Annotated in this window: 13 protein-coding genes; 4 read left to right on the top strand and 9 right to left on the bottom strand. The window is 49.9% G+C overall.

Translation table 11 applies throughout. From position 1 onward, the window contains the following. Positions 1 to 67 precede the first annotated feature (67 nt). The 5 genes from rimO to BDI_RS04705 all read right to left on the bottom strand — a co-directional run bounded on the left by rimO (position 68) and on the right by BDI_RS04705 (position 6,706). Positions 68 to 1,366, bottom strand: coding sequence for a 30S ribosomal protein S12 methylthiotransferase RimO (gene rimO / locus BDI_RS04730; RefSeq protein ID WP_011966255.1), 1,299 nt, complete (start codon positions 1,364 to 1,366; stop codon positions 68 to 70). After that, on the bottom strand, positions 1,363 to 2,316 hold the full coding sequence (gene ftsY / locus BDI_RS04725) for a signal recognition particle-docking protein FtsY (RefSeq protein WP_005857252.1): 954 nt from the start codon (positions 2,314 to 2,316) through the stop codon (positions 1,363 to 1,365). Before ftsY ends, rimO begins: the two co-directional genes overlap by 4 nt. Positions 2,317 to 2,552: 236 nt before the next feature. Beyond that, positions 2,553 to 2,792: a hypothetical protein gene (locus tag BDI_RS04715; RefSeq protein ID WP_005857256.1), complete on the bottom strand. Its 240-nt coding sequence runs from the start codon at positions 2,790 to 2,792 to the stop codon at positions 2,553 to 2,555. A 20-nt stretch (positions 2,793 to 2,812) separates the two neighbouring features. Continuing rightward, entirely contained in the window at positions 2,813 to 3,952 is a 1,140-nt protein-coding gene (nspC, locus tag BDI_RS04710; protein WP_005857258.1) for a carboxynorspermidine decarboxylase, read from the bottom strand. A gap of 411 nt (positions 3,953 to 4,363) precedes the next feature. After that, positions 4,364 to 6,706: an ATP-dependent helicase gene (locus BDI_RS04705; protein WP_011966254.1), complete on the bottom strand. Its 2,343-nt coding sequence runs from the start codon at positions 6,704 to 6,706 to the stop codon at positions 4,364 to 4,366. Between the two features lie 129 nt (positions 6,707 to 6,835). Here BDI_RS04705 and BDI_RS21390 point away from each other — a divergent pair, with 129 nt between their 5' ends. Beyond that, a complete protein-coding gene (locus BDI_RS21390; RefSeq protein ID WP_005857263.1) occupies positions 6,836 to 7,066 on the top strand; it encodes a DUF6722 family protein in 231 nt (76 codons plus the stop codon). A gap of 145 nt (positions 7,067 to 7,211) precedes the next feature. On the opposite strand, the gene BDI_RS04695 is transcribed toward BDI_RS21390, so the two are convergent. Next, positions 7,212 to 9,431 carry an outer membrane beta-barrel family protein gene (locus BDI_RS04695; RefSeq protein WP_011966253.1) on the bottom strand — a complete coding sequence of 740 codons (2,220 nt, stop codon included), beginning with the start codon at positions 9,429 to 9,431 and terminating at the stop codon, positions 7,212 to 7,214. A gap of 231 nt (positions 9,432 to 9,662) precedes the next feature. On the opposite strand from BDI_RS04695, the gene BDI_RS04690 reads away from it, so the two are divergent. Further along, on the top strand, positions 9,663 to 10,589 hold the full coding sequence (locus tag BDI_RS04690) for a helix-turn-helix domain-containing protein (protein ID WP_011966252.1): 927 nt from the start codon (positions 9,663 to 9,665) through the stop codon (positions 10,587 to 10,589). A 28-nt stretch (positions 10,590 to 10,617) separates the two neighbouring features. Here the strand turns inward: BDI_RS04690 and BDI_RS04685 are convergent, their stop codons facing one another. Together BDI_RS04685 and BDI_RS04680 are read right to left on the bottom strand one after the other, a co-directional pair. Then, positions 10,618 to 10,989, bottom strand: coding sequence for an RNA recognition motif domain-containing protein (locus tag BDI_RS04685; protein WP_005857269.1), 372 nt, complete (start codon positions 10,987 to 10,989; stop codon positions 10,618 to 10,620). A gap of 212 nt (positions 10,990 to 11,201) precedes the next feature. After that, positions 11,202 to 16,739 (bottom strand): alpha-2-macroglobulin family protein, encoded by a 5,538-nt coding sequence (locus BDI_RS04680; protein ID WP_011966251.1) that lies wholly within the window; start codon positions 16,737 to 16,739, stop codon positions 11,202 to 11,204. Between the two features lie 154 nt (positions 16,740 to 16,893). Here BDI_RS04680 and BDI_RS04675 point away from each other — a divergent pair, with 154 nt between their 5' ends. Continuing rightward, complete coding sequence (locus BDI_RS04675) at positions 16,894 to 17,331, top strand: DUF6078 family protein (RefSeq protein ID WP_008772284.1); 438 nt, start codon at positions 16,894 to 16,896, stop codon at positions 17,329 to 17,331. After that, a complete protein-coding gene (gene pbpC, locus BDI_RS04670; RefSeq protein WP_011966250.1) occupies positions 17,303 to 19,849 on the top strand; it encodes a penicillin-binding protein 1C in 2,547 nt (848 codons plus the stop codon). The genes BDI_RS04675 and pbpC overlap by 29 nt, the downstream gene beginning before the upstream one ends. An 8-nt stretch (positions 19,850 to 19,857) precedes the next feature. Here the strand turns inward: pbpC and BDI_RS04665 are convergent, their stop codons facing one another. Continuing rightward, on the bottom strand, positions 19,858 to 21,306 hold the full coding sequence (locus BDI_RS04665) for an alpha-amylase (RefSeq protein ID WP_005857277.1): 1,449 nt from the start codon (positions 21,304 to 21,306) through the stop codon (positions 19,858 to 19,860). Positions 21,307 to 21,335: the final 29 nt, after the last annotated feature.

Genomic DNA, 21,335 nt, shown 5'->3' with positions numbered 1-21,335 from the left:
ATAACAGTTCGTGCTGCTATATTAGTTATTTTTTCGTTAACCGACAAATATATTGACAGTTTTTACATCAATTCAACACTTTACCATACAGATCAAACGCTTGTGCGTCAATCACCTTTACTTGGTAAAAGCTACCCGGACTCAAGGGAGTATCCTTGGAGATCAATATTTCCGGATCTACCTCGGGCGAGTCGTATTGCGTACGTCCCACGTAGAAATCCTCCTCCTCCCGGTCTACGATCACCCGAAAGGTCTGCCCTACTTTCGAGGCGTTCACGTCGGCGGAGATGCCTTCTTGCACACGCATCAAGTAATCCAGCCGGTCTTGCTTCACCTCCTGTGGAATCTCGTCTTTATAATGCTGATAGGCGTAGGTACCCTCCTCGTGGCTATAGGCGAAAGCGCCCATGCGCTCGAAACGGATATCTTTCACGAAGCGGATCAACTCCTCGAAATCCTGTTCCGTCTCGCCGGGATGACCCACCATCAAGGTGGTGCGTAGATGGATGCCCGGCACTTCCCGGCGCATACGCTCCAACAGCTCATAGGTCTCGGCCTTCGTGATATTGCGGCGCATCATCTTCAACATCGGGTCGCTGATATGCTGGAGGGCGATGTCCATATACTTGCAAACGTTATCACGCTCACGCATCACCGGCAACAGGTCATAGGGGAAATGAGACGGATACCCGTAATGCAAACGAATCCACTCCACGCCCGGGATGTCGGATACCCGCTCCACCAGTTCCGGCAAGGCCATTCGCTTATAGCGATCGAGGCCATAAAACGTAAGATCTTGGGCGATCATCTGGAATTCTTTCACGCCTTGCGCGACCAAGCCACGAACCTCGTCTACGATCTCGTCCATCGGACGGGATTGATAAGCCCCAGTTATGATCGGGATCGAACAGTAAGAACAAGTACGGTTGCATCCCTCCCCGATCTTCACGTAAGCGTAGTGCCTCGGGGTGGTGAGCACACGATCCGTAGCCAGCTCTTGATGGTACGACTTGCCCAGATCGGAGATCAACTCCTTCCAATTGAATTTCCCGTAGAAACGATCTACCTCGGGAAGTTCCTTCTCCAGATCTTTCAAGAAACGCTCCGACAAGCACCCCATCACGAAGAGCTTCCCGATCCGTCCTTTCTGCTTTTGCTCGCCCAGCTCGAGGATCATATTGATCGATTCCTCTTGGGCGTCGCCGATGAAACCGCAGGTATTCACCACCACGATCTCGCCATTGATCTTATGGGGATCATGCTCTACCGTATAGCCATTGGCAACGAATTGGCGCATAAGTTGCTCCGAGTCCACTAGGTTTTTCGAACACCCCAGCGTAATAATATCTACTTTATTTTTTCTCATTCTCCAAATAACGAATTGACAAACTCACGTTTGCGAAATACTTGCAAATCCTCCATCCCCTCGCCGAGTCCGATATATTTCACGGGGATACGGAAATGGTCGGAGATACCGATCACGACACCCCCCTTGGCGGTACCGTCCAACTTGGTCACGGCCAAGGCGTTCACCTCGGTGGCGGCGGTAAATTGTTTCGCTTGCTCGAAAGCGTTCTGCCCGGTAGAGCCGTCCAATACCAACAAGATCTCGTGGGGGGCGTCCGGAATCACCTTTTTCATCACGTTCTTGATCTTGGTAAGCTCGTTCATCAAGTTGATCTTGTTATGCAGACGTCCGGCAGTATCGATAATCACCACGTCGGCATCGTTTGCCTTGGCGGAGCTCAGCGTATCGAAAGCCACGGAAGCGGGGTCCGAGCCCATGTTCTGCTTCACGATAGGTACGCCTACCCGCTCGCTCCAGATCACTAGTTGCTCCACGGCGGCGGCACGGAACGTATCGGCGGCGCCCAGATAGACCTTCTTGCCGGCTTTCTTGAACTGGTAAGCCAGCTTACCGATCGTGGTCGTCTTACCCACCCCGTTCACGCCTACAACCATGATCACGTAGGGTTTCTTGCCCTCCGGAAGCGCGAATCCCTCGGCATCCTCCGTATTGTTCTCTGTCAGCAAGCTAGCGATCTCGTCACGCAGCAGGGTGGTCAATTCTTGGGTGGTGACATACTTGTCACGGGCCACACGCTTCTCGATACGGTCGATGATTTTCAACGTGGTATCTACACCGACATCCGAGGTAATCAGTACTTCCTCCAAATTATCCAACACATCGTCGTCCACCTTACTCTTACCGGCGATCGCCTTGGTAATCTTGGAAAAAACACTCTCCTTCGTCTTCGACAGACCTTTATCCAAGGTTTCCTTCTTGTCCTTACTGAAAAAGCTAAAAATACCCATATTTATTTTGTTTCTGTTTTTATTTACTTCAAATCACACTTATCAAGTAGTTTCCGGATCTCCTTAACGGACATAGACTCAATCTCGCTCTTATCATACATCGTCACAAGATAAATTGTTCCTTCATCAACGCTGACAAGTACCGTAAAAGTTATCACCCGAGCTCCCCCTCTCTTGCCCTGTGATTTCGAACGGATGGACATCCGGACCTTACGGAGGGCGGTAATGCCTCAATCTTATAACTCATTCAATAGATCCTCCAATGGGCGAGAGGTTATTTTTCCCGCCTTCAAGTCTTTTACGCTCTGGAAAGCCTCTTCCAGCACCTCCCGCTCGCTTCGCTTGGCAGGCGAGAAGGTCTTCTCTTTTAAGTTCCGCAAGAGCGATAAAGCCTTACGCATAAGCTCCTCATTATCCAAGATACTCATGGCTTCCTCCATGTATGTATATTTCAACTCATTCGCTGTCATGGTCATATTCCTCCCTTTGCTTGTTTTTAATCCATCCTGTTCTTATAATCCTCATAGCCGAACGTACGGTACATCACCAGCTGGTCGTCCTTGCTCCAAAGGGCTAAGGAAGGATGCGGGATGCCGTTGAACATATTCGTTTTCACGATCGTGTAGTGGATCATATCCTCGAAAATCAGCTTGTCGCCGATCTCCAAAGGCTTGTCGAACGACCAATCCCCCATATAATCACCGCTTAAACAGCTATTCCCCCCGATCCGGTACGTAGGTTTCCCCTCCACGGCATCCGTGGCGAAACGGATAGCCGGCTTGTAGGGCATCTCCAGGCAATCCGGCATATGGCAGGTGAACGAGGCGTCGATAATCGCCGTCTTGATACCGTGGTTCTCCACGATGTCCACCACGGTTGTCAGCAAGAACCCGGTCTGCCAAGCGAAGGCGCTACCCGGCTCCATGATCAACTCCAAGTTCGGATATCTTTCCTTAAAGCCTTTCAGCAAAGCGATTAAATGCTCCACGTCGTAGCCCTTACGGGTCATCAGATGGCCGCCTCCCATATTCAGCCACTTGACGTGAGGCAGGAAACGGCCGAAACGCCTCTCCACCTCGGCCAGTGTCCGCTCCAGATCATAGGAGGTAGACTCACACAAGGTATGGAAATGCAGCCCCTCGATACCCTCCGGCAGCTTATCTCCCAGCAAGTCGCCGGTCACCCCCATCCGGGAACCCGGGGCGCAAGGATTATACAGGTCCGTCTCCACGTCCGAGTATTCCGGATTGATCCGCAATCCACAAGACACCCGGTTACCATCCGCCCGCACCATCGGATAAAAACGATGGAACTGAGAGAGCGAGTTGAACGTGACATGACTACTGTATCTCAAGATCAACGGGAAATCAGCCTCCGTATAAGCCGGGGAATAGGTATGCGCCGGACTTCCCATCTCCTCGAAGGCCAACTGGGCCTCGAATTTAGAGCTCGCTGTCGAAAAAGGAATGTACTCACGTACGATCGGGAACGCTTTCCATAAAGCGAAAGCCTTAAAAGCCAATATGATATTCACTCCCGCACGTTCTTTTACGCTCTTGATCAAGGACAGGTTGTTTCTCAGTAATTTCTCCTCCATCACATAGCAAGGCGAGGGTATCTTGTTGATGTCTATCATGCTGTATCTCAATATTTCATAATAAATATGCAAATATAGCGAAAACATTCGGAGAAAGCAAGGTTTCCGCTCCGAAAAAGCAATAAAAATACAACTATATTTTTCATTTAAAGACTATTGTGTTTAGCCACGAACACTATTGTGTTTGGCGGCGAACATTATTGTATTCAACCGTGAACACTATTGTGTGTTTTAAAGGAAAAAAACGGCGACGTGACGTCGCCTCTTCTTTTTTTCTTATCTTTCCTAATATACTTATATATAGTAGTGCGAAACGCAGTGCGAAAAAGCGATACCTTTTTCATTCAATCAACTAAAAACCAACACCTTGGTCATTCGAAACGTAGTGCGAAATGCGGTGCGAAATACGATGCGGCTCGTAGCATGCCCAGACATGCCATAAGCTAACCGTCAATCATTCAACATAGTGAGTTTAGCGAACTTCAAAAGTAACTGCTTTTGTCCGAAATGATCGAAGGCCACTGTAGCCTTTGCGTTACCACCCTCTCCTTCTATCGAGACAATCTCACCTTCCCCAAAACGATCATGGCGAACCTTGGAACCCACATGTAACCCCGATAGATCTGTGGCTGGAGCCGCCGAAAAGGACGATTCCATCGTGTTTTTTAACTTCGTAAGATGCCCTTGACGCTGTGCCGCTTGCTTCACCGGCGACACGAAATCATCCTCAACCGCCCTTGGTTGCCGGAATGGAGAGGCAAAAGCCGGGCGCCCGTAGCGTTCACGGGCCGAGGCGAATGCATCTGAAGCGCCGGCATCCGAAGGCATATCCAGATACTTAGCGTCTATATCCTTCAAGAAACGGCTGGGCGTACACATATCCGTCTTCCCATTACGATAGCGGCTCTTCGCATAGCTCAATACGCAATTTTGCTCCGCACGGGTAATCGCCACGTAGAACAAACGACGCTCCTCCTCTACCGCTCTCGGGTTATCTTTCGACAGGGACGAGGGGAATAGGTCTTCCTCCAAGCCTACCACGAAAACATTCGTGAATTCCAATCCCTTGGCGGCATGTACGGTCATCATCGTGACCTTATCGGAGTTTTCCTCTTTATCGTTATCTTGATCGGTGAGCAAGGATACCTCCGCCAAGAAGTCGGACATGGCGACTTGCTCCATGCCCTCCTCACGCCGGATCTCGCAAAACTCAGCGATACCTTTCAGCAACTCCTGCAAGTTCTCTTGCTTGCTCACGCCCTCTACGGAACGGTCTTGAAACAGGTCGGAAACGATGCCGCTACGCTTCACCACCAAGGTAGCCAATTCCTCTGCGGAGAGTTTTTTATTCTCTTCAATGAAAACTTCAATCAAACTACGGAAATCGCTCAGTTTCTTAGCTGTACCATTATTTATCGGTAGCGAATATTCCAAGGGGGCTTGAAGCACGGTCCATAGACTTACCCCGTATTCAGTAGCGGCGCCAACAAGCTTACCTACCGTCGTATCCCCGATTCCCCGGGTGGGATAATTGATGATTCGCTTCAAGGCCTCCTCGTCGTGCGGGTTCACGATCAGGCGGAAGTAAGAGATCACGTCCTTGATCTCTTTCCGCTGGTAAAAAGACAAACCGCCGTAAATCTTGTAAGGGATGCCCCGCTTTCGCAACGCCTCTTCCAAGATACGGGACTGGGCGTTGGTACGATACAAGATAGCGAAATCAGCATACGAGAATTTCCCTAATATCCCGTGCATCTCGTTGATTCGGGCGGCTACGGTGTAGCCCTCCTCATAATCGGAGTACGAGGTGAAAACACTCACCTTGTTGCCCGCCTCTTTCTCGGAATAGACCGTTTTGGGTATCTGACGTGTATTCTTGTCGATCAAGCTATTGGCAGCGTTCACGATATTCTGGGTGGAACGGTAATTCCGTTCCAGCTTGAAGATACGGCAACCGGTATAAAGATTCTTGAATTGCAGGATATTATCTATATTAGCGCCTCGGAAGGAATAGATGCTCTGGGCGTCATCCCCTACCACGCAGATATGGCCGTGTCTCTCGCAAAGCCGTTGCACGATCAAGTGTTGGGCGAAGTTCGTATCTTGATACTCATCCACCAATACATACCGGAAGAAGTTCCGGTATTTCTCCAAGACGGCCGGATGATCCCGGAACAGGATATTGGTTTGCAGCAACAAGTCGTCGAAATCCATCGCTCCCGCTTGCAGGCAACGGCTCTGGTAACGTTTGTAGATTTCCCGGAGCAAGGGGACCTTGGCGTTCATATCGCTTTCCACGAGCTCTTTATTTTGCTCGTAGGCCGTATAAGTTATCAAGGAGTTCTTCGCATTGGAGATCCGGCTCTGCACCATTCCTAGGCGGTACACCTTATCGTCCAATTGCATTTCCTTGATGATGGATTTCAGTAAGCTCTTGGAATCAGTGGCGTCATAAATCGTGAAATTGGAAGGATAACCGATATGCTCCGCCTCGTTCCGTAAAATACGGGAGAAGATGGAATGGAACGTTCCCATCCATAGCCGACGGGCCGTTTGGTCACCGGTGATGGCCGCAATACGCTCTTTCATCTCCCGGGCCGCCTTATTGGTAAAGGTCAGCGCCAAGATACTATAGGGAGGCAATCCCAATTGCAATAAATAAGCGATCTTATAGGTCAGTACCCTTGTCTTACCGGAGCCAGCCCCGGCCACGACCAAGGATGGCCCCTCATTGTAAACCACCGCTTCCCGCTGGCTCTCATTCAGTTGATTCAAATACTCTTCCACATTCATCCGTTTTAGGGATACAAAATTAGGGAAAATAAGCGATTCCACATAAAAAAGTTGGGCAGGTCGCCGATAATATATACATTTGCCTACATATAATCAGTAGTATTAACCAAAACAAGAGACTATGGGGAAATGGGAAATTTTGAGAAAATAATTATTAAGAAAGAGCGGGACAAGATCAGGAGGGAGACTTTAGGGAAGTTCTTTTTTGATTTGGCTAAGTTGGTTTTCGCCGCTATAGTATTGGGAGAAATACTCCTTTTGCAAGAGAATGTTTTTGATAAGAGTTGTTGGGTCATGATAATGACAGGTCTTAGTGTCACCTATTCATTAGCTTGGTTAGGAAATAAAATTTTAAAATAAAAGAATATGATATTAAATCCATTAAGTGCCCTATTCTTAGTAGTAGGAGTTATTACAGGTTTATTTATCGCTTGGCTTTACACGAAGCCCGGCAAGAAATGGCTGGACGAGTTATGATACCGTAGGGAGCGGGCCTGTGCCCGCCCTACTTATCTAGGGCGTCCAACAGATCATCATTCCTTATGCTTCTCCCCGCCTTCTTCACGCTCGCTTTTAAATCACCGATCCGGTAGCTAATGGCGATGCCGAAACCACGACTAAACATACGCTCGGTCTGCCGGATATGAAAGTCCGGATATCGCTCGTTAATCTGTATCGTCTTATGATCTCCCAGAAAATCTTGCGCCCGCAGCGTACAAGTCAATTTATCCTTCAAGAAGCTCTTTACCACACTCAAGCCGTAAAAATAAAAGCCGTACGAGTCCATCCCCACATTCGGCTCGGAACGCACGTACCCACCCGACAGGACAAAACGCCACCCGTACTTAAACTTCTGCGAGAAATCGACAAAAGCAGAGCCACAAAAGCCGGAATTACGCACATCCGTATCGTAAACCTCATTCCCCTCCTGCGCCCGTAAATCCAGATAATGCAACATGCTGTTCAGCGACACGCTTGTCCGGGGCGAAGGATTATAGCTTAGATAAAGGTTTCCTCCCGCTGCTTTCACGTCCACGAGATTATCATACGTACTATTCACCACATTCGCCGAATCAATGAACAGATACTCATCAATCACCCCTTTTCCCAAGGTGCAGAGCACGGAAGCTTGCACATTCAATTTCGTTCCGTAATAACTGTATGACGCCGAAAGACGATGATGTTTCTCCGATACCAATCCCGGATTTCCATACGAGATAGAGGTCCCAGACACGAACACCGTAGGATTCAAATAGCTGATATTCGGGCGACGTAAACGTAAGTTGTAAGCCAAGCGAAACAAACTCCGGTCATCCAAGCGGAAAGCGGAGGTCCAAGAAGGAACCCAATCCGTTACACGATAATTAAAATCCTTGCCTTCGCCTTGTTTATAAGTCACGTCCTGCCAAGTATGTTCCATACGAATGCCGGGGTTCAAGCTCCATTTACCATACTTAAATCCATATCCCGCATAGGCGGAGCATATATTCTGCACATGCCGATATTCCACCAAAGGCTGTAAATCTGCGGGTAACCAGACACCCTCACCCAACTCCTTTACCTCCGAAGTAGCGTGGCTCGTACTGCTACGCCGAATCAGCTTCAAACCTCCCTCGATGGAATGTATACTTGTAAAAGGATTCACGTAATCAAGCTGGGCCGTATGCTCATGGGTGCGGGCATGACTGATTTGCCGGGTATAATCGGCCTCCAGTTGGGGTAACGAGACATTACCCATCTTATCCTTATCGTAAAACACGCTATAGATATCGTTCGGGATATAATCATACTGATAGGAAAGCGTTAGCATCTCTTCCTTATTTCGTTTGAATAAACGCTGATAATCCGCTTTTAAGGAGGCGCTACCCCATTCGTTCTTTTTACTCATATCCTCGTTATAAGCATAGATTTCTTCCCCCTCTTTATCAAGCCTGCTATAATGGCTATTCCAAATAGAGTTGCTGTTTCCGATATTCAAGTTTCCGGACAAGGAGATTAAATTCAATGTATCGATCTCGAAACTGCCTTCCAGACTTCCATAATGAGCCGGATATTTCACGTCTACGTCTGAGAGCATCCGGAGCTTCCCACCGTCTCCCGACTGAGTACGGAGATAATCCGACTCGCTCTCGGACGATTGTTGGCTAAACGTATAATTTCCGGAAAGCGATAATCGGCCATATTTCAGCGTAGCGAAACCACCGACACTCTTAAATAAGTTCATCACCGTAGTGTTTATACTCGCGTTATATCCCTCGAACTCCGCTCCTTTCGTCACGATATTCAAGATTCCGCTGACACCCTCCGCATCGTAACGGGCACCGGGATCTGTTATCACCTCCACTTTCTTGATCATGCTGGCGGGGATACTACGCAAGACCTCCTTGGGATTATTGGAGAACATATTCGAGGGACGCCCATTCATATAAATCTTAAAACTGGATTGTCCGTTTACCTTCACGTTATCCTCGCCATCCACGGTCACTAGAGGGACTTTCCGCAACATCTCCAGCAGGGTATAGGTTCTGGAATCCGGGTCCTCGGCGATACTGTAAGTAGTCTTATCCGCCTCCGCCTTTATCAAGGGTTTCACGGCGACAATGTTTATCTCGGGTAAGTCCTCGTTCAAATACAATGAATCGGGAGAGACGAGTTGGGCGGTCAACGTCGAGTTCCAGTTTCCCACAAGCCCTATCAAGGTCATCATCATCAGAAATCTTTTCATATCTGTATCTTATTTGATTTGTTTTCGGGCAAAAGTAGAGGCAACAGACAACGACAACGTAAATAATCGCCGGATAAGTAGCTGACATTTCCATGACATTTCCATGACATCCGGTCATTTAGCTGGATTTATGTCTATTTCATCCCGAATCCTATCGAAAAGGATACTTTCCTTCTATAATATTTAGTACCTTCGAACGTTCTTTTTATGTTAATTCTAATCTAGCGAATAATGAATACACGACTATCGGCCAATCTATCTGTTTTGGGTACCTCCTTAATGCTGATTCTCTCGTTCAGCTTCGGTTTCCATAGTTATACGGAAGCTAAGAAAACGATCGTGACAGACTTGAACCAAGCGTTGCAACAAACGATCCTGCAAAATTCCCACCTATGGATGAGCCAAGATTCCATACGCACCTATGCCAATCTATCCAAGCTTTTCGGCAATCCGGTATCCATAGAAAGTTATAACAAGGACTTTTCCGACGCACTGAGTTATACGCCCGACAAGAAGAAAACGGGAATCGTGATCCACGTACTCAATAAAGATCCTCAAACCGAAAACGCTCCCGCTAATGCCAACAAGAAACTCAACGAATATTATATCGCCAGCGATACGATTATCTGGGCATCATCCATAGCGAACAGCCCCAATGCTACCACGGATCATATCGGGATCTCATTCCAAGGGTACGCCAATTGCTCCACCTTTGCGGTTATCGGGCTATCGGACAAATCTTTGCCCGGCCTATTCCTCGGGCTTGCCTTTTTATCCGCTACCCTGCCCTTATTGCTTAAACGTTATAGAAAGGAGTTGATAATGCCTCAGCCTATCCATCCGGGAAAGACCATCTCTTTCGGTAATTTGAACCTTTCTTGCGAGACCGCCTCCTTCTATAAGGAGAATGAGGAGAAACTAAAACTCACCCCTCAGCAATATGCCTTGATGGAGATGTTTTTCCTATCGCCTACTCATATCTTGAACCGCTCGGATATCTGCGAGAGCTTATGGCCGGGAAAGATCAACGCCGACGAGACCTTGAACACCTTGATCCGAAGGCTACGGCCTTTAGTGGAGGAAAACAGTAACCTAAAGATCACGACAGACCGTGGACGAGCCTATGTGCTTGAAATAAAAAAGAGCGACCATCTCTGATCGCTCTTCCATTTTTATCTAGATAGAATTAATATCTTCCACCGTCCCGGTTAGAACCATAACCGCCACCTCTGTTAGAGCCATAGCCACCGCCTCTGTTGGAACCGTAGCCGCCACCTCTGTTGTTATTGAAACGACCACCTCTGTCGCCTCTATCCTCTCTAGGTCTGGCTTCTGTTATATTGATGACTTTGCCGTCATAACTTGCTTGGTTTAACTCCTCGATAGCCTTTTTAGCTAGCTCATCATCGCTCAGCTCAACGAAACCGAAGCCTCTTGAACGGCCAGTTTCTCTATCCATAATAACTTTTGCTGAAGTAATCTCACCGTAATCAGCAAATAACAGTCTTAAGTCCTCATCAGAGATGTTGTAACTTAGATTTGAAATGTAAAGATTCATTTTGTAAACTTTAATTAAATGGTTAATTGAGCTGAGTATGTCGACTAAAAAAGTTTACCTAACAAATCAAGTTGTGAGCAAATACTTTCTAATACTAACTTAAATCAATCTCAAATATGCTGCGAATGTAATGGTTTTATTCGAGCATACAACTATAAATCCAATAAATTTCGAAAAAATATAAGGGCGGGGTCTGCCCGCCCCCCACGAAATTAGAATACGGTAACTTCTTGTCCCGCGGTATTCGCACGGATTAAATAATCGTACATCGCCTCGCAATACACCGGAGGCAGGTAGAAACGGCCCGGGTAGACTGCGCAAAGATTAATCTTCACGGTCACTTGACTGCCTGCCGGCAGACGGTCTATATAACTATAAACACGGTCGTCACGAATATCCTGATAATTCACTCCGGCGCTCAAGCTGTCCGTAACGGACTCATTCAAGAAACGGGTATTCAGTATTTCCCATCCGGCAGGGAAGATCTCCGATAATACCAAATTATTATATCCCCGGGCCGAAGGGTTCTTTACCGTAACCACGGCGGAGAAATTCGTACCTTGCTCCAATTGGGCGACATTGACCGGACTTCCGTTCAAGTCCACATAGCTAACCGCCAATGAGACACCGTTCGCATACGCTTTTTCCTCTCCCTGCTCCGGTATTCCCTCGGTTATGATACGGGCGAAGAGCGTAGATTTACCCGTGTTCTTCAACTCGACGCTCGCCGAGGTCCCCGCCTTATCCAATAAGGTCTCGGACCATATATTCTTATCCGTTTTCACCTGTCCATCCTTTCCGCCACAAGCGTACGTGAAATCCATGGCCCCGTCTACCCGATATTTAGCTAGGTAGTCCGACAAGGCAACTAAAGCGAATGCCGTAGATTGTGTGCTCAACCAATCATCCGAAGAAAGTTGTTTGGACAATTCTTCCACCAAGGTAGCGGCCTCCTTGCCTTTATCCAACAAGCAAAGCGTCATTAACTGGATGGATTGATCCCGGACATCACTGCCGAACGTCTCGTCATACTCGGAATAACCGGAAGGAAGAGCCGTCGTCTTGCTGATCAGGTCTTGAGCGACATCCTCACGGCCGACCAAGGCATAGGCGGAAGCTAGCGACCAGCGACTCATGGAGGTCAAATCTTTCATCTCTTTCAAGCGGTTCATGGCACCCATCTCCGGCGACCCGGCCAAAGCCAATACATACAGGCGATAGGCTTGCGTAGCCTCTTCCGAATCTTTATAATAAGAGGTAACCGGCTTCCAATTACGAGCTACCCGGCGTAGATTATTCAATACGCTTTGTTTCATGGCCTCGGGAACCAAGTAGCCTTTCTTCGAGGCTTCCAGCAAGAAATGAGTAGCGTAAACCGTACCCCAGCCATTGCTGCTCGTTCCACCCGGCCAATAGGCGAAAGCCCCATCTACGGTCTGGTAAGAGCGCAGACGGCGGATCACCTCTTTCACGGCCTCCTCCGTGGATTTCGCCTGTTGCAGGGGCAAATCCGTAAACGAGGAGATATAAAGCTGTGGGAATCCTTTCGAGGTGATCTGTTCCAGACATCCGTGCGGATAACCCAACAAATAAGATAGACGTGAGGATACGTTCACGGGGGCGATATCCGACACTTCTAAGGTCAACTGGTTCGTACCCGTGGCACCCGGCATCGCAACCGTCTCTTTCCAAGACTTGCCGGCCTCCAAGGTAGCGGCGGTAACTTTCACTTGCGGGCGGCGTACCGTACGGATCTCCAGCTCCGTCTCATAAACAGATTTATCCCCTTTACCTGTAGCGGTTATCGTTACCTTCCCGATACCCGGGTTCTTCTTCACCCGGATACGGAACGAGGCTTGCTGATCCCCTTTCCGCTCGAAGCTCAAGCTCCTCGTCGTCTCGCCGACCACTTCCATATTCGAACTGCAAGCGATAGATACATTCACGGCCCCTACGCCATCCTCGGTAGCGAATACCGTAGCGGGTACTACCATCTCCTCGCCCACGCCAATCACCCGGGGCAAGGTTCCTAGCAGCATTACGGGCTTACGTACCATCACGCTCTTATCGGCATGTCCATAAGCCTCCCCGTTTCCGGCTACCACCATGATCTTGACACACCCGTTATAATTCGGCATCTGATAGGTATGCCGGGCGGTCTTCCCCTTCTTCAGCAAGAATGGGCCGTCAAATCGCACCACGGGCTTGAAGCGGTTCACGATCGCTTTCGGGCCTTTGTTCAGCGCATCATCGCCGCCGATACTGAACAATTGCTCGATACGGCCGCCATAAGCGCCAACCACGTAGTTATACAAATCCCATGTATTCACGCCCAACGCTTCCCGGGCGTTAAACGCCTTCCAAGGCTCCGGCGTACGGAAACGGGTCAGGTCCAGCAAGCCCTCATCCACGATCGCCAGCGTGTAAGCCATCTCCTTTCCATTCTTCTCGGAGACGGATATGGTATAAGAGGCATCCGGTTTCAACTCGGCGGGAGATTGGATAACCGGAGTCAGATGGCTCTCCGGAGAAGTTACCGTGAACGGGACCACGCCATACAAGCGGATCGGCAAATCGTTCTTCGTAATGCCATGAGGCTGCAAAAGGGTGATATAGACGTAAGCGTTCGGCTGCATATCTTTCGTCACATCCAGTCTCACGGTCGTTTGTTTATCCTCGCACGTATGTTCCGTCAAGGAAAGGACACGCATGCCGTTCTCTATACTGATAATCGCACGGCTTCCTTTCGTAGAGGGGAAGGTGACTACCATCTTCTCGCCGGGTGTATAACTATCCTTATCGGTCTTGAAACTAAGCATCGTGGCGGACTCGCTGCCATCGGTGTTACGTCGGCCCTCGTTATAAGGCCAGTCGAAATAACTCATCACTCCCGTAGAGTGCTTGCTCTCCTTATCTTTCACGGAGATGAAATACGTTCCCCACTCCTTATCCGGGAACGAGAGCTGGAACGTACCCCGGCCGTCCCCATCCGTACGGACGGTAAATGTCTTTACCGGCTTATTGTAGGAATCCGATACGTAATTGGCCAGACCGCTACTGTTGGAGTCCCACCACCAATACCAGTAGACCTTATATACTTTCACATCTAATTCCGTATTCGCTTGCGGTTTCCCTAAATAATCAACAGAAGCGACCTCGTAGGTGTAATTGGTTCCGGTATTTAGTTGTTCCTTATCTTTCTGCGGAGACTTGATACCGGCATACCGGCGATAAGGCGAGTAAAGCATCCGATCCGCGTCGATACTGAAATCGCCGGATTCCTCATATACCCGGGTCACTAGGTTTGCCAGCAACATTCCGGGAGCGGTAGAACCCAGCTCGAAGCGGGCTTGTACCGTGGCATCGCCCCGCTCATTGGTAACGCCGGAGATCAGCTTACTCTCTTCCGTATTAAATACACGGGAAGGATCGTCGAAATAGAAACCCTTATAACCCTCGAAGGTAGTCGGGGTAGCGATAAAGGTACCTTGTATATCATATTTCAAGTTACGGGCGATAGCTCCTTGCAGCCATTCCACATGCAGGCGGGCATCCATAGGCTCACCACGCAACAAAGTCTTCTCCGGCATGGATAAGGCGATCTTCAGGCGGTTTGGCTTGATGGACTCGATGCGTAAGCGCTTCGAGAAAGAGACCCCACCCACTTGCGCCTTCACATTCCACGCACCCGTGGGGGCATCCGCCTCGGTAACGAAATCGAAGACATAAAGCCCTAGCTCGCCACGGGTCTGCGTCTTACGGGCATACATTTGCCCTAACGGGTTGTACAGCTCCATCACCACCGGATGCTCTGCCGGCAATTGCTTCGCCCGGTCGTTCAGCATAAAGCCCAGATGCAACGTGTCACCCGGACGCCATACGCCTCGCTCACCATAGATAAAGCCCTTGATCCCTTTCTGGACTACCTCGCCCGATACATCGAACGAGCTGAGCGAGAGAGCCGATCCGTTATCCACCCGCAGATAGGAACGTTGGGTTCCCTGTGAGGCGATCAGGTAGAACGGACGTCCCGAGGAGAGATCCAGCCGTACCTGCCCCTTGTCATTGGTCGTGCCCGAGGCCAACGCTTGGTGTTGGTAATTATAGGCGGTAACCGTAACTCCTCGCTCCGGCTCCGTATTCTGTATATTATGCACCAACACGGTCATATCATTATCCTGCCCCAGCATGGCGACCAGTCCTAAATTAGTAGCCAAGACATTCTTTCCCTCCACCTTATTAAAATAATAACTGTCCGAGCAAGGATCATCCCGTTTCTCCCAATTATAATCAGACCAATCATATTGGCGATAATAGTAATACCCTCCCTCGTCAAAACGGGCGGACTCTTCCTTGAAACGGATCTCATCCGAGGCCAAGATCTGTTCCTTCGAGAGGACCACCGTATCATTCCCGCAAGGATAAACAGACAAAGAACGGTCAAACGAAAGCTCCAGACGGTAGATAGCGCCCGGTTCCGGCTCGATCAATCGTTTCAAATCGATCGCGAAGGTATTCCACCGGGATAAATCAAGACCCTCTTCATCCAAGAAGATCGTCTTACGGGCGATCAAGCGCCCGACACGCATTAACTCCCCGGACTCATCCAAGTTGTTCGATTGCAGGAACTGACCGATATTCTGCTCCAATATCTTGATAACGCTCACCGTAACCCCTCGCAAATAAATCGCTTGGAAAGGAACGGATAATTGCGTGGATTGCGGGATGATCACTCCTTTCCCGATAAAACGGACGCCGGGTTTCTGCTCATCTAGGATTATTTGACGCACGACAGCCTCTTTCAGGTTCAAGCCGCTCTTGCTGCGGATGCCTTGGTTCAGGTGGATATTCATCACGCCCTTTTGCCACAAATCGGCATCCGGATATAGGCGTAGCTTGTTTCCGTCCACGGTTACGGTCTCCGACGTATTCTCGGCGATAAAGGCCAAGCCTCTCATATCTTGGCCCACATCCAATAACTTCGTGAAAGCGACCTCCACGTAACGCTCCGGCTCGGACACATACGTCACGTCGTACACCGAGAAATCATTCTGATCCGGAACGCTCACTGTCACGACATCGGCCTTTTCCACGCCTAGTTTATTAGAAGATACGGAAAGCTTGAGTGTCCGTTCCCCCTCCATCCCGGCGGAGACATTGAGTAAGGTCACCTCATGTTTCTTCCCATCCGGGCTGTGTTGCCAAGTAGCGTCTACCTTCTCCGAGAAATCCACCAACGACTCCACGGTCTCCGGAGATTCCTTATCCGGCGTGAAAAGCACGGCGGTCAGATCGTACCCATTCTCGTTTTTCTTGTTGATATCCATCGATTCCAGATTCCCCCGAAGGGCTAAAGGGAGCGTGGTAAAACCAAAAGCGAACCACTTATCCTTACCTTGTGCCTCAAACCATTCGGACAAATCGGCTTTCACTTGATAAGAGGTGTTTCGCTCAAAGCCTTTCTCCGGCTTGAATACCAACGTCCGGTTATTCTCGAAAGCCCATTTCCCCGGCACATCGGGCTTGAGGCGCACGAGTTTCCCCAATCGGTCCGCCTTTAATCGATCCGCCCGGATCTCTTGATTAAAGATCAGGTAAACGGGAGAATACCGGGAAATCTTCCCGGTAGTAAACGCCTCTACATTCGGATTATAAGGAGGGAGATCTTGATCCGCAGGGCTTGTCGTATGACAACTTGTCAAGATAGACAAGAGACAAAGTACGCAGAATAAACCGATAGACCGTATCATACACATGAATGTTTAAATGGTTAATCCACAAATGTACATAAATTATACCAAGATGCAATGATCTATCCGTATATCTCCTTTTCGAACAATCACTTCTCGAATATATTCGCTATATTTGCGTTCAATGAAACATCTAAGATTGTAAAACAAGATCATGACCAAGAAACTACACAAGGAAATCCCCATCGACTACGCCGTCTGCCAGCAACAAGATTGCCCTCGGGCCGGAAAGTGCCTGCACCAGATCGCCTACCAACCGCTCATCGAACAACCGGCAACCGTATTACGGCTGCTGAACCCCACCCTCTGTACCCGGGATGAGGCTTGCCCCTACTTCCGAGACTCCGCTCCCGTCACCTACGCACGGGGCTTCACCGGGATGCAGAGCCGGATGTTCCCGGCGCAATACCAGCAATTCATGTCGATACTCATGTCCCATTTCGGACGTAACCCCTACTTTGAGCGGCGAAGGGGCGAATTTCCACTCTCACCTAAAGAGCAAAGGATCGTGCTAAACGCCTTGCGAAGAGTCGGAGTGACGGAAGAGCTAAGGTTCGATCATTATGAGGAGAGTGTCAATTGGTATGATTGAGGCAGTACTCCTTATAAAGTACCGCAATACTCAGCCGGACAGTACCGCAGTACTTCTTAAGGAGTACCGCAGTACTTTGCGCACAGTACTACAGTACTTCCTACGGAGTACTGGCAGATGCCTCAGCCATCTATCCAAGTCGCTACTACCGAGGCCGGGACGAGTGCCATGGCGCCTCCTCGCATCCCTCTTGGGGATCGGCGTGACGGCGTGGTGTATCCTGTATGGCATCGTGCCCCGGCAATTATTTCCCGCCCCCTGCTCTACCTTATTATATTCGGCCGAGGGCGAGCTTTTAGGCGCACGTATCGCACCGGACGGGCAATGGCGTTTCCCGGCGGCGGATAGCTTGCCTGATAAATTCGTGGATTGCTTGCTCACGTATGAGGATAAACGGTTCTTTTACCATCCCGGTATAGACCCCGCCGCCATCTTCCGGGCGATCCGCTTGAACGGGAAAGCGGGGCGTGTGGTGAGCGGAGGAAGTACCTTGACCATGCAATTGGCACGCATAGCGAGAGGGAACCAAGACCGGACCTTCTACGAGAAAACGATCGAGATGTGCTGGGCGCTCTTCCTGGAAACCACCTATAGCAAACAAGAGATACTGAACCTCTATGCCTCGCACGCTCCCTTCGGGGGAAACGTAATCGGGCTGGAGACCGCCGCATGGCGTTATTTCGGGCGAAGCGCCTCCGAGCTATCGTGGGCCGAGAGCGCCACGCTCGCGGTTCTTCCCAACTCCCCCGCCTTGATCCACCCCGGGAGAAACCGGAAACAACTGAAGGAGAAGCGGGATCGCCTGTTGGCTTCCCTTCAGAAGAAAGGCGTATTGGAGGAAACCGAATACGAGCTGGCCTGCATGGAGCCACTTCCCGAAGCCCCTCTCCCTTTACCTAATGATGCCCCTCACCTGTTAGAAAGACTGGCCGCAGAACAACCGGGGCAACGCATCCAAACCTCCGTCCGCCAAGCCCTGCAACGGCAGACACAGGCCCTCGTAAACCGTTATGCCCGTGAATACAGTTCCAACCATATCCATAATCTGGCGGCGATCGTAGCGGACGTGGAGACCGGGGAGGTATTGGCCTACGCCGGAAACGCTACCTATCCGGCCGACGAGCGGCGGGGGAACCAAGTGGACATCATCACCTCGCCCCGCAGCACGGGAAGCATCCTCAAGCCCTTCCTGTATGCCGGTATGCTGCACGACGGGCTGTTGCTCCCCTCTATGCTGGTATCGGACGTGCCCTTGAATATAAATGGCTTCTCCCCCCATAATTACAACAAGACATTCTACGGGGCGGTACCGGCCCATGTAGCCATCGAACGCTCCTTGAACGTCCCCTTGGTACGAATGCTCTCCCGGTATAATACCGGACGCTTTATGTCTTTACTGAAATCGTGGGGAATGACTACCTTACGTTTCTCCGAGGAACATTACGGGGCCTCCTTGATCTTGGGAGGGGCCGAGGGAACCTTATGGGATCTTTCCGGTATGTATGCCTCCATGTCTCGTGTGCTTAAACATTACCGTACTTACAACGGACGCTATAATCCGGCGGACATCCATCCGCTGACTCCCTTTCCGGCGGAGAGGAAGGAACCCATCCGTTCCCTTACCGATAGCCGGCTCACCGATAAGGCTCTCCTTTCCTCCGCGGCCCTGTGGTACACGTTCGAGGCGATGTCCGCCCTGAACCGTCCCGAGGAAGAGGCCGACTGGCAACAATTCGAGTCGATGAAGCGGATCGCATGGAAGACCGGGACGAGTTACGGGGGACGAGACGCTTGGGCGATCGGCACGACTCCCCGCTACGTCGTCGGCGTATGGGCCGGTAACGCTTCCGGCGAGGGCCGTCCAGGACTTACGGGTGTCGGCAACGCCGCCCCGGTCCTTTTCGATCTCTTTTCCCTATTGCCCGGTAGCGAATGGTTCGACCTGCCCTACGATGAGACGCTTCCCCTGGCGATCTGCCGGAACAGCGGACATAAAGCCTCGCCCTACTGCGAGCAAACGGACACCTTATACATGCCGCTGTCCGGCAATAACACGGGGGTCTGCCCCTACCATAAGCTCGTACATCTATCGGCGGACGGACGGTACAGGGTCAATAGTTCCTGCGAGTCTGTCGACCGGATGATCAGCCGCCCGTGGTTCGTGCTTCCTCCCGCGCAGGAGTATTACTACCGCAACTATCACATCGATTATATCCCGCTCCCTCCGGTAAAACCCGGCTGCGGGCAAGACCAGAACCGCCAGATCGAACTGATCTATCCCGAGCATAACGCCATTCTCTACCTTCCGAAAGGCTTCTCCGGAAAGTCCGAGAAATTTATCTTCAAGGCCGCCCACGCCCGCCGTGACGCTACGATTTACTGGCATCTGGACGAAAGCTATCTGGGAGAGACCACCGATAATCACCAGATCAGTTGCTCCGTGAGCCAAGGAAAACATCTCCTTACCCTCATCGACAACGAGGGGAACCAGAAGAAAATACAATTCGAGGTCAAGTAAAGCATCCGTTAAGCCTTGACCTTGACCCAAACAGCCAATTTGCCTCCCTTGACAAGGAAACGGCCTTTCCCTTCCTCATCAATCGCCACGGTATCTTTTACCGAGCCTGTGATCTCATGCCATACCTCGCCTTTCCGGTTCTCCCCCACAGACATTGTTTTCTCTCCATCTTCCCCGTTCGAGATAACCAACGCCAAGCCCGAATCAGCATGTCCCGAATCTCCCAAGCGTACGAAGCCAATCGTGTTCGGATGATCAAAATAATCCACCTCTTCCCCGTACGCATATTCTTTCCGGGCACGCAATAGCATATCCAATACCTTACGATGGGGAGATTTCTTCCCTTTTACGCCATAATAATCCCCATAAAAGATGCACGGATACCCTTTCTTCATCAACAGGATCAAACCGTAGGCGGAAGGTTTGAACCAATCCTTTACCTGCGACTCCAAAGAACTGTTTTTCTGGGAATCATGGTTATCCACGAAGGTGACGGCTTGATCCGGGCATATCTCGACCAAGGTCCCTTTTAATAGATCGCGTAAATCATAGTCACGACCTTTCTCGGAAGCCTCATTCAAGTTATAATGTAAGGCTACGTCAAACAAATCCACGTTATATTCTACTTGCGACAGGTAAGCCTCCAACGATTCGGTATCGTTTTTCCAATATTCCCCGACAGCGTAGAAACCCTCTCCCCGATCCGCTCTCACCGCCTCCAGAAAATGCTTGATAAACTGGTCGTTCATATGCTTGATCGCGTCAAGGCGCATACCGTCCAAGTTTAGTTCGTTCGATACCCAGATCCCCCAGTCCTGCATCTCACGCACGACTTCGGGGTTATCGAAATCCAGATCGGCGAACATGAGATAGTCATAATTTCCATTCTCATCATCGACTCCCTCACTCCAATGTTTTCCCTCTCCCAGAATCTGGAATATACCTTCCTTCTTGCGGGACACATCATAGTCCGTCCCGGAGAAATGAAACCAATGCCATTTAAAATTAGAATACATATTGCCACGCCCCGGGAAGTCGAAGCCGGTCCAGCCCTCTATCTCATGGGGTTCGCTGGTAGCGTTTTCCCGTTGCCCAGGATCTACCTCTTGCGCCATAAACCACTCGGTATAATCGGCTCCCGCCTTATGGTTCATCACGGCATCCAGATATACGCCAATCTGGTTCCGGTGAAGTTCCTCGATCATTTCTTGAAGTTCCTGTTTAGTTCCATACTTGGTACGTATGGTCCCTTTTTGGTCAAACTCCCCCAAATCATATAGATCATAGGTTCCATACCCCTCGTCCGCTTGCTCATGGCCTTTGTAAGCGGGTGGAATCCATACGGCGCTGATCCCGATCTCATGTAAATGCGAAGCATCATCCTTCAGCCGTTTCCACAGCATTCCATCGTTCGGCAGATTCCATTCGAAATACTGCATCATTACTCCATTTTCCATATGTTTCTTCTATTTGTTGATAAAACAAC

Origin of the sequence: Parabacteroides distasonis ATCC 8503 (assembly GCF_000012845.1) — a bacterium.
Lineage (GTDB): Bacteria > Bacteroidota > Bacteroidia > Bacteroidales > Tannerellaceae > Parabacteroides > Parabacteroides distasonis.
This window is presented reverse-complemented; position numbering and strand designations above follow the sequence as displayed.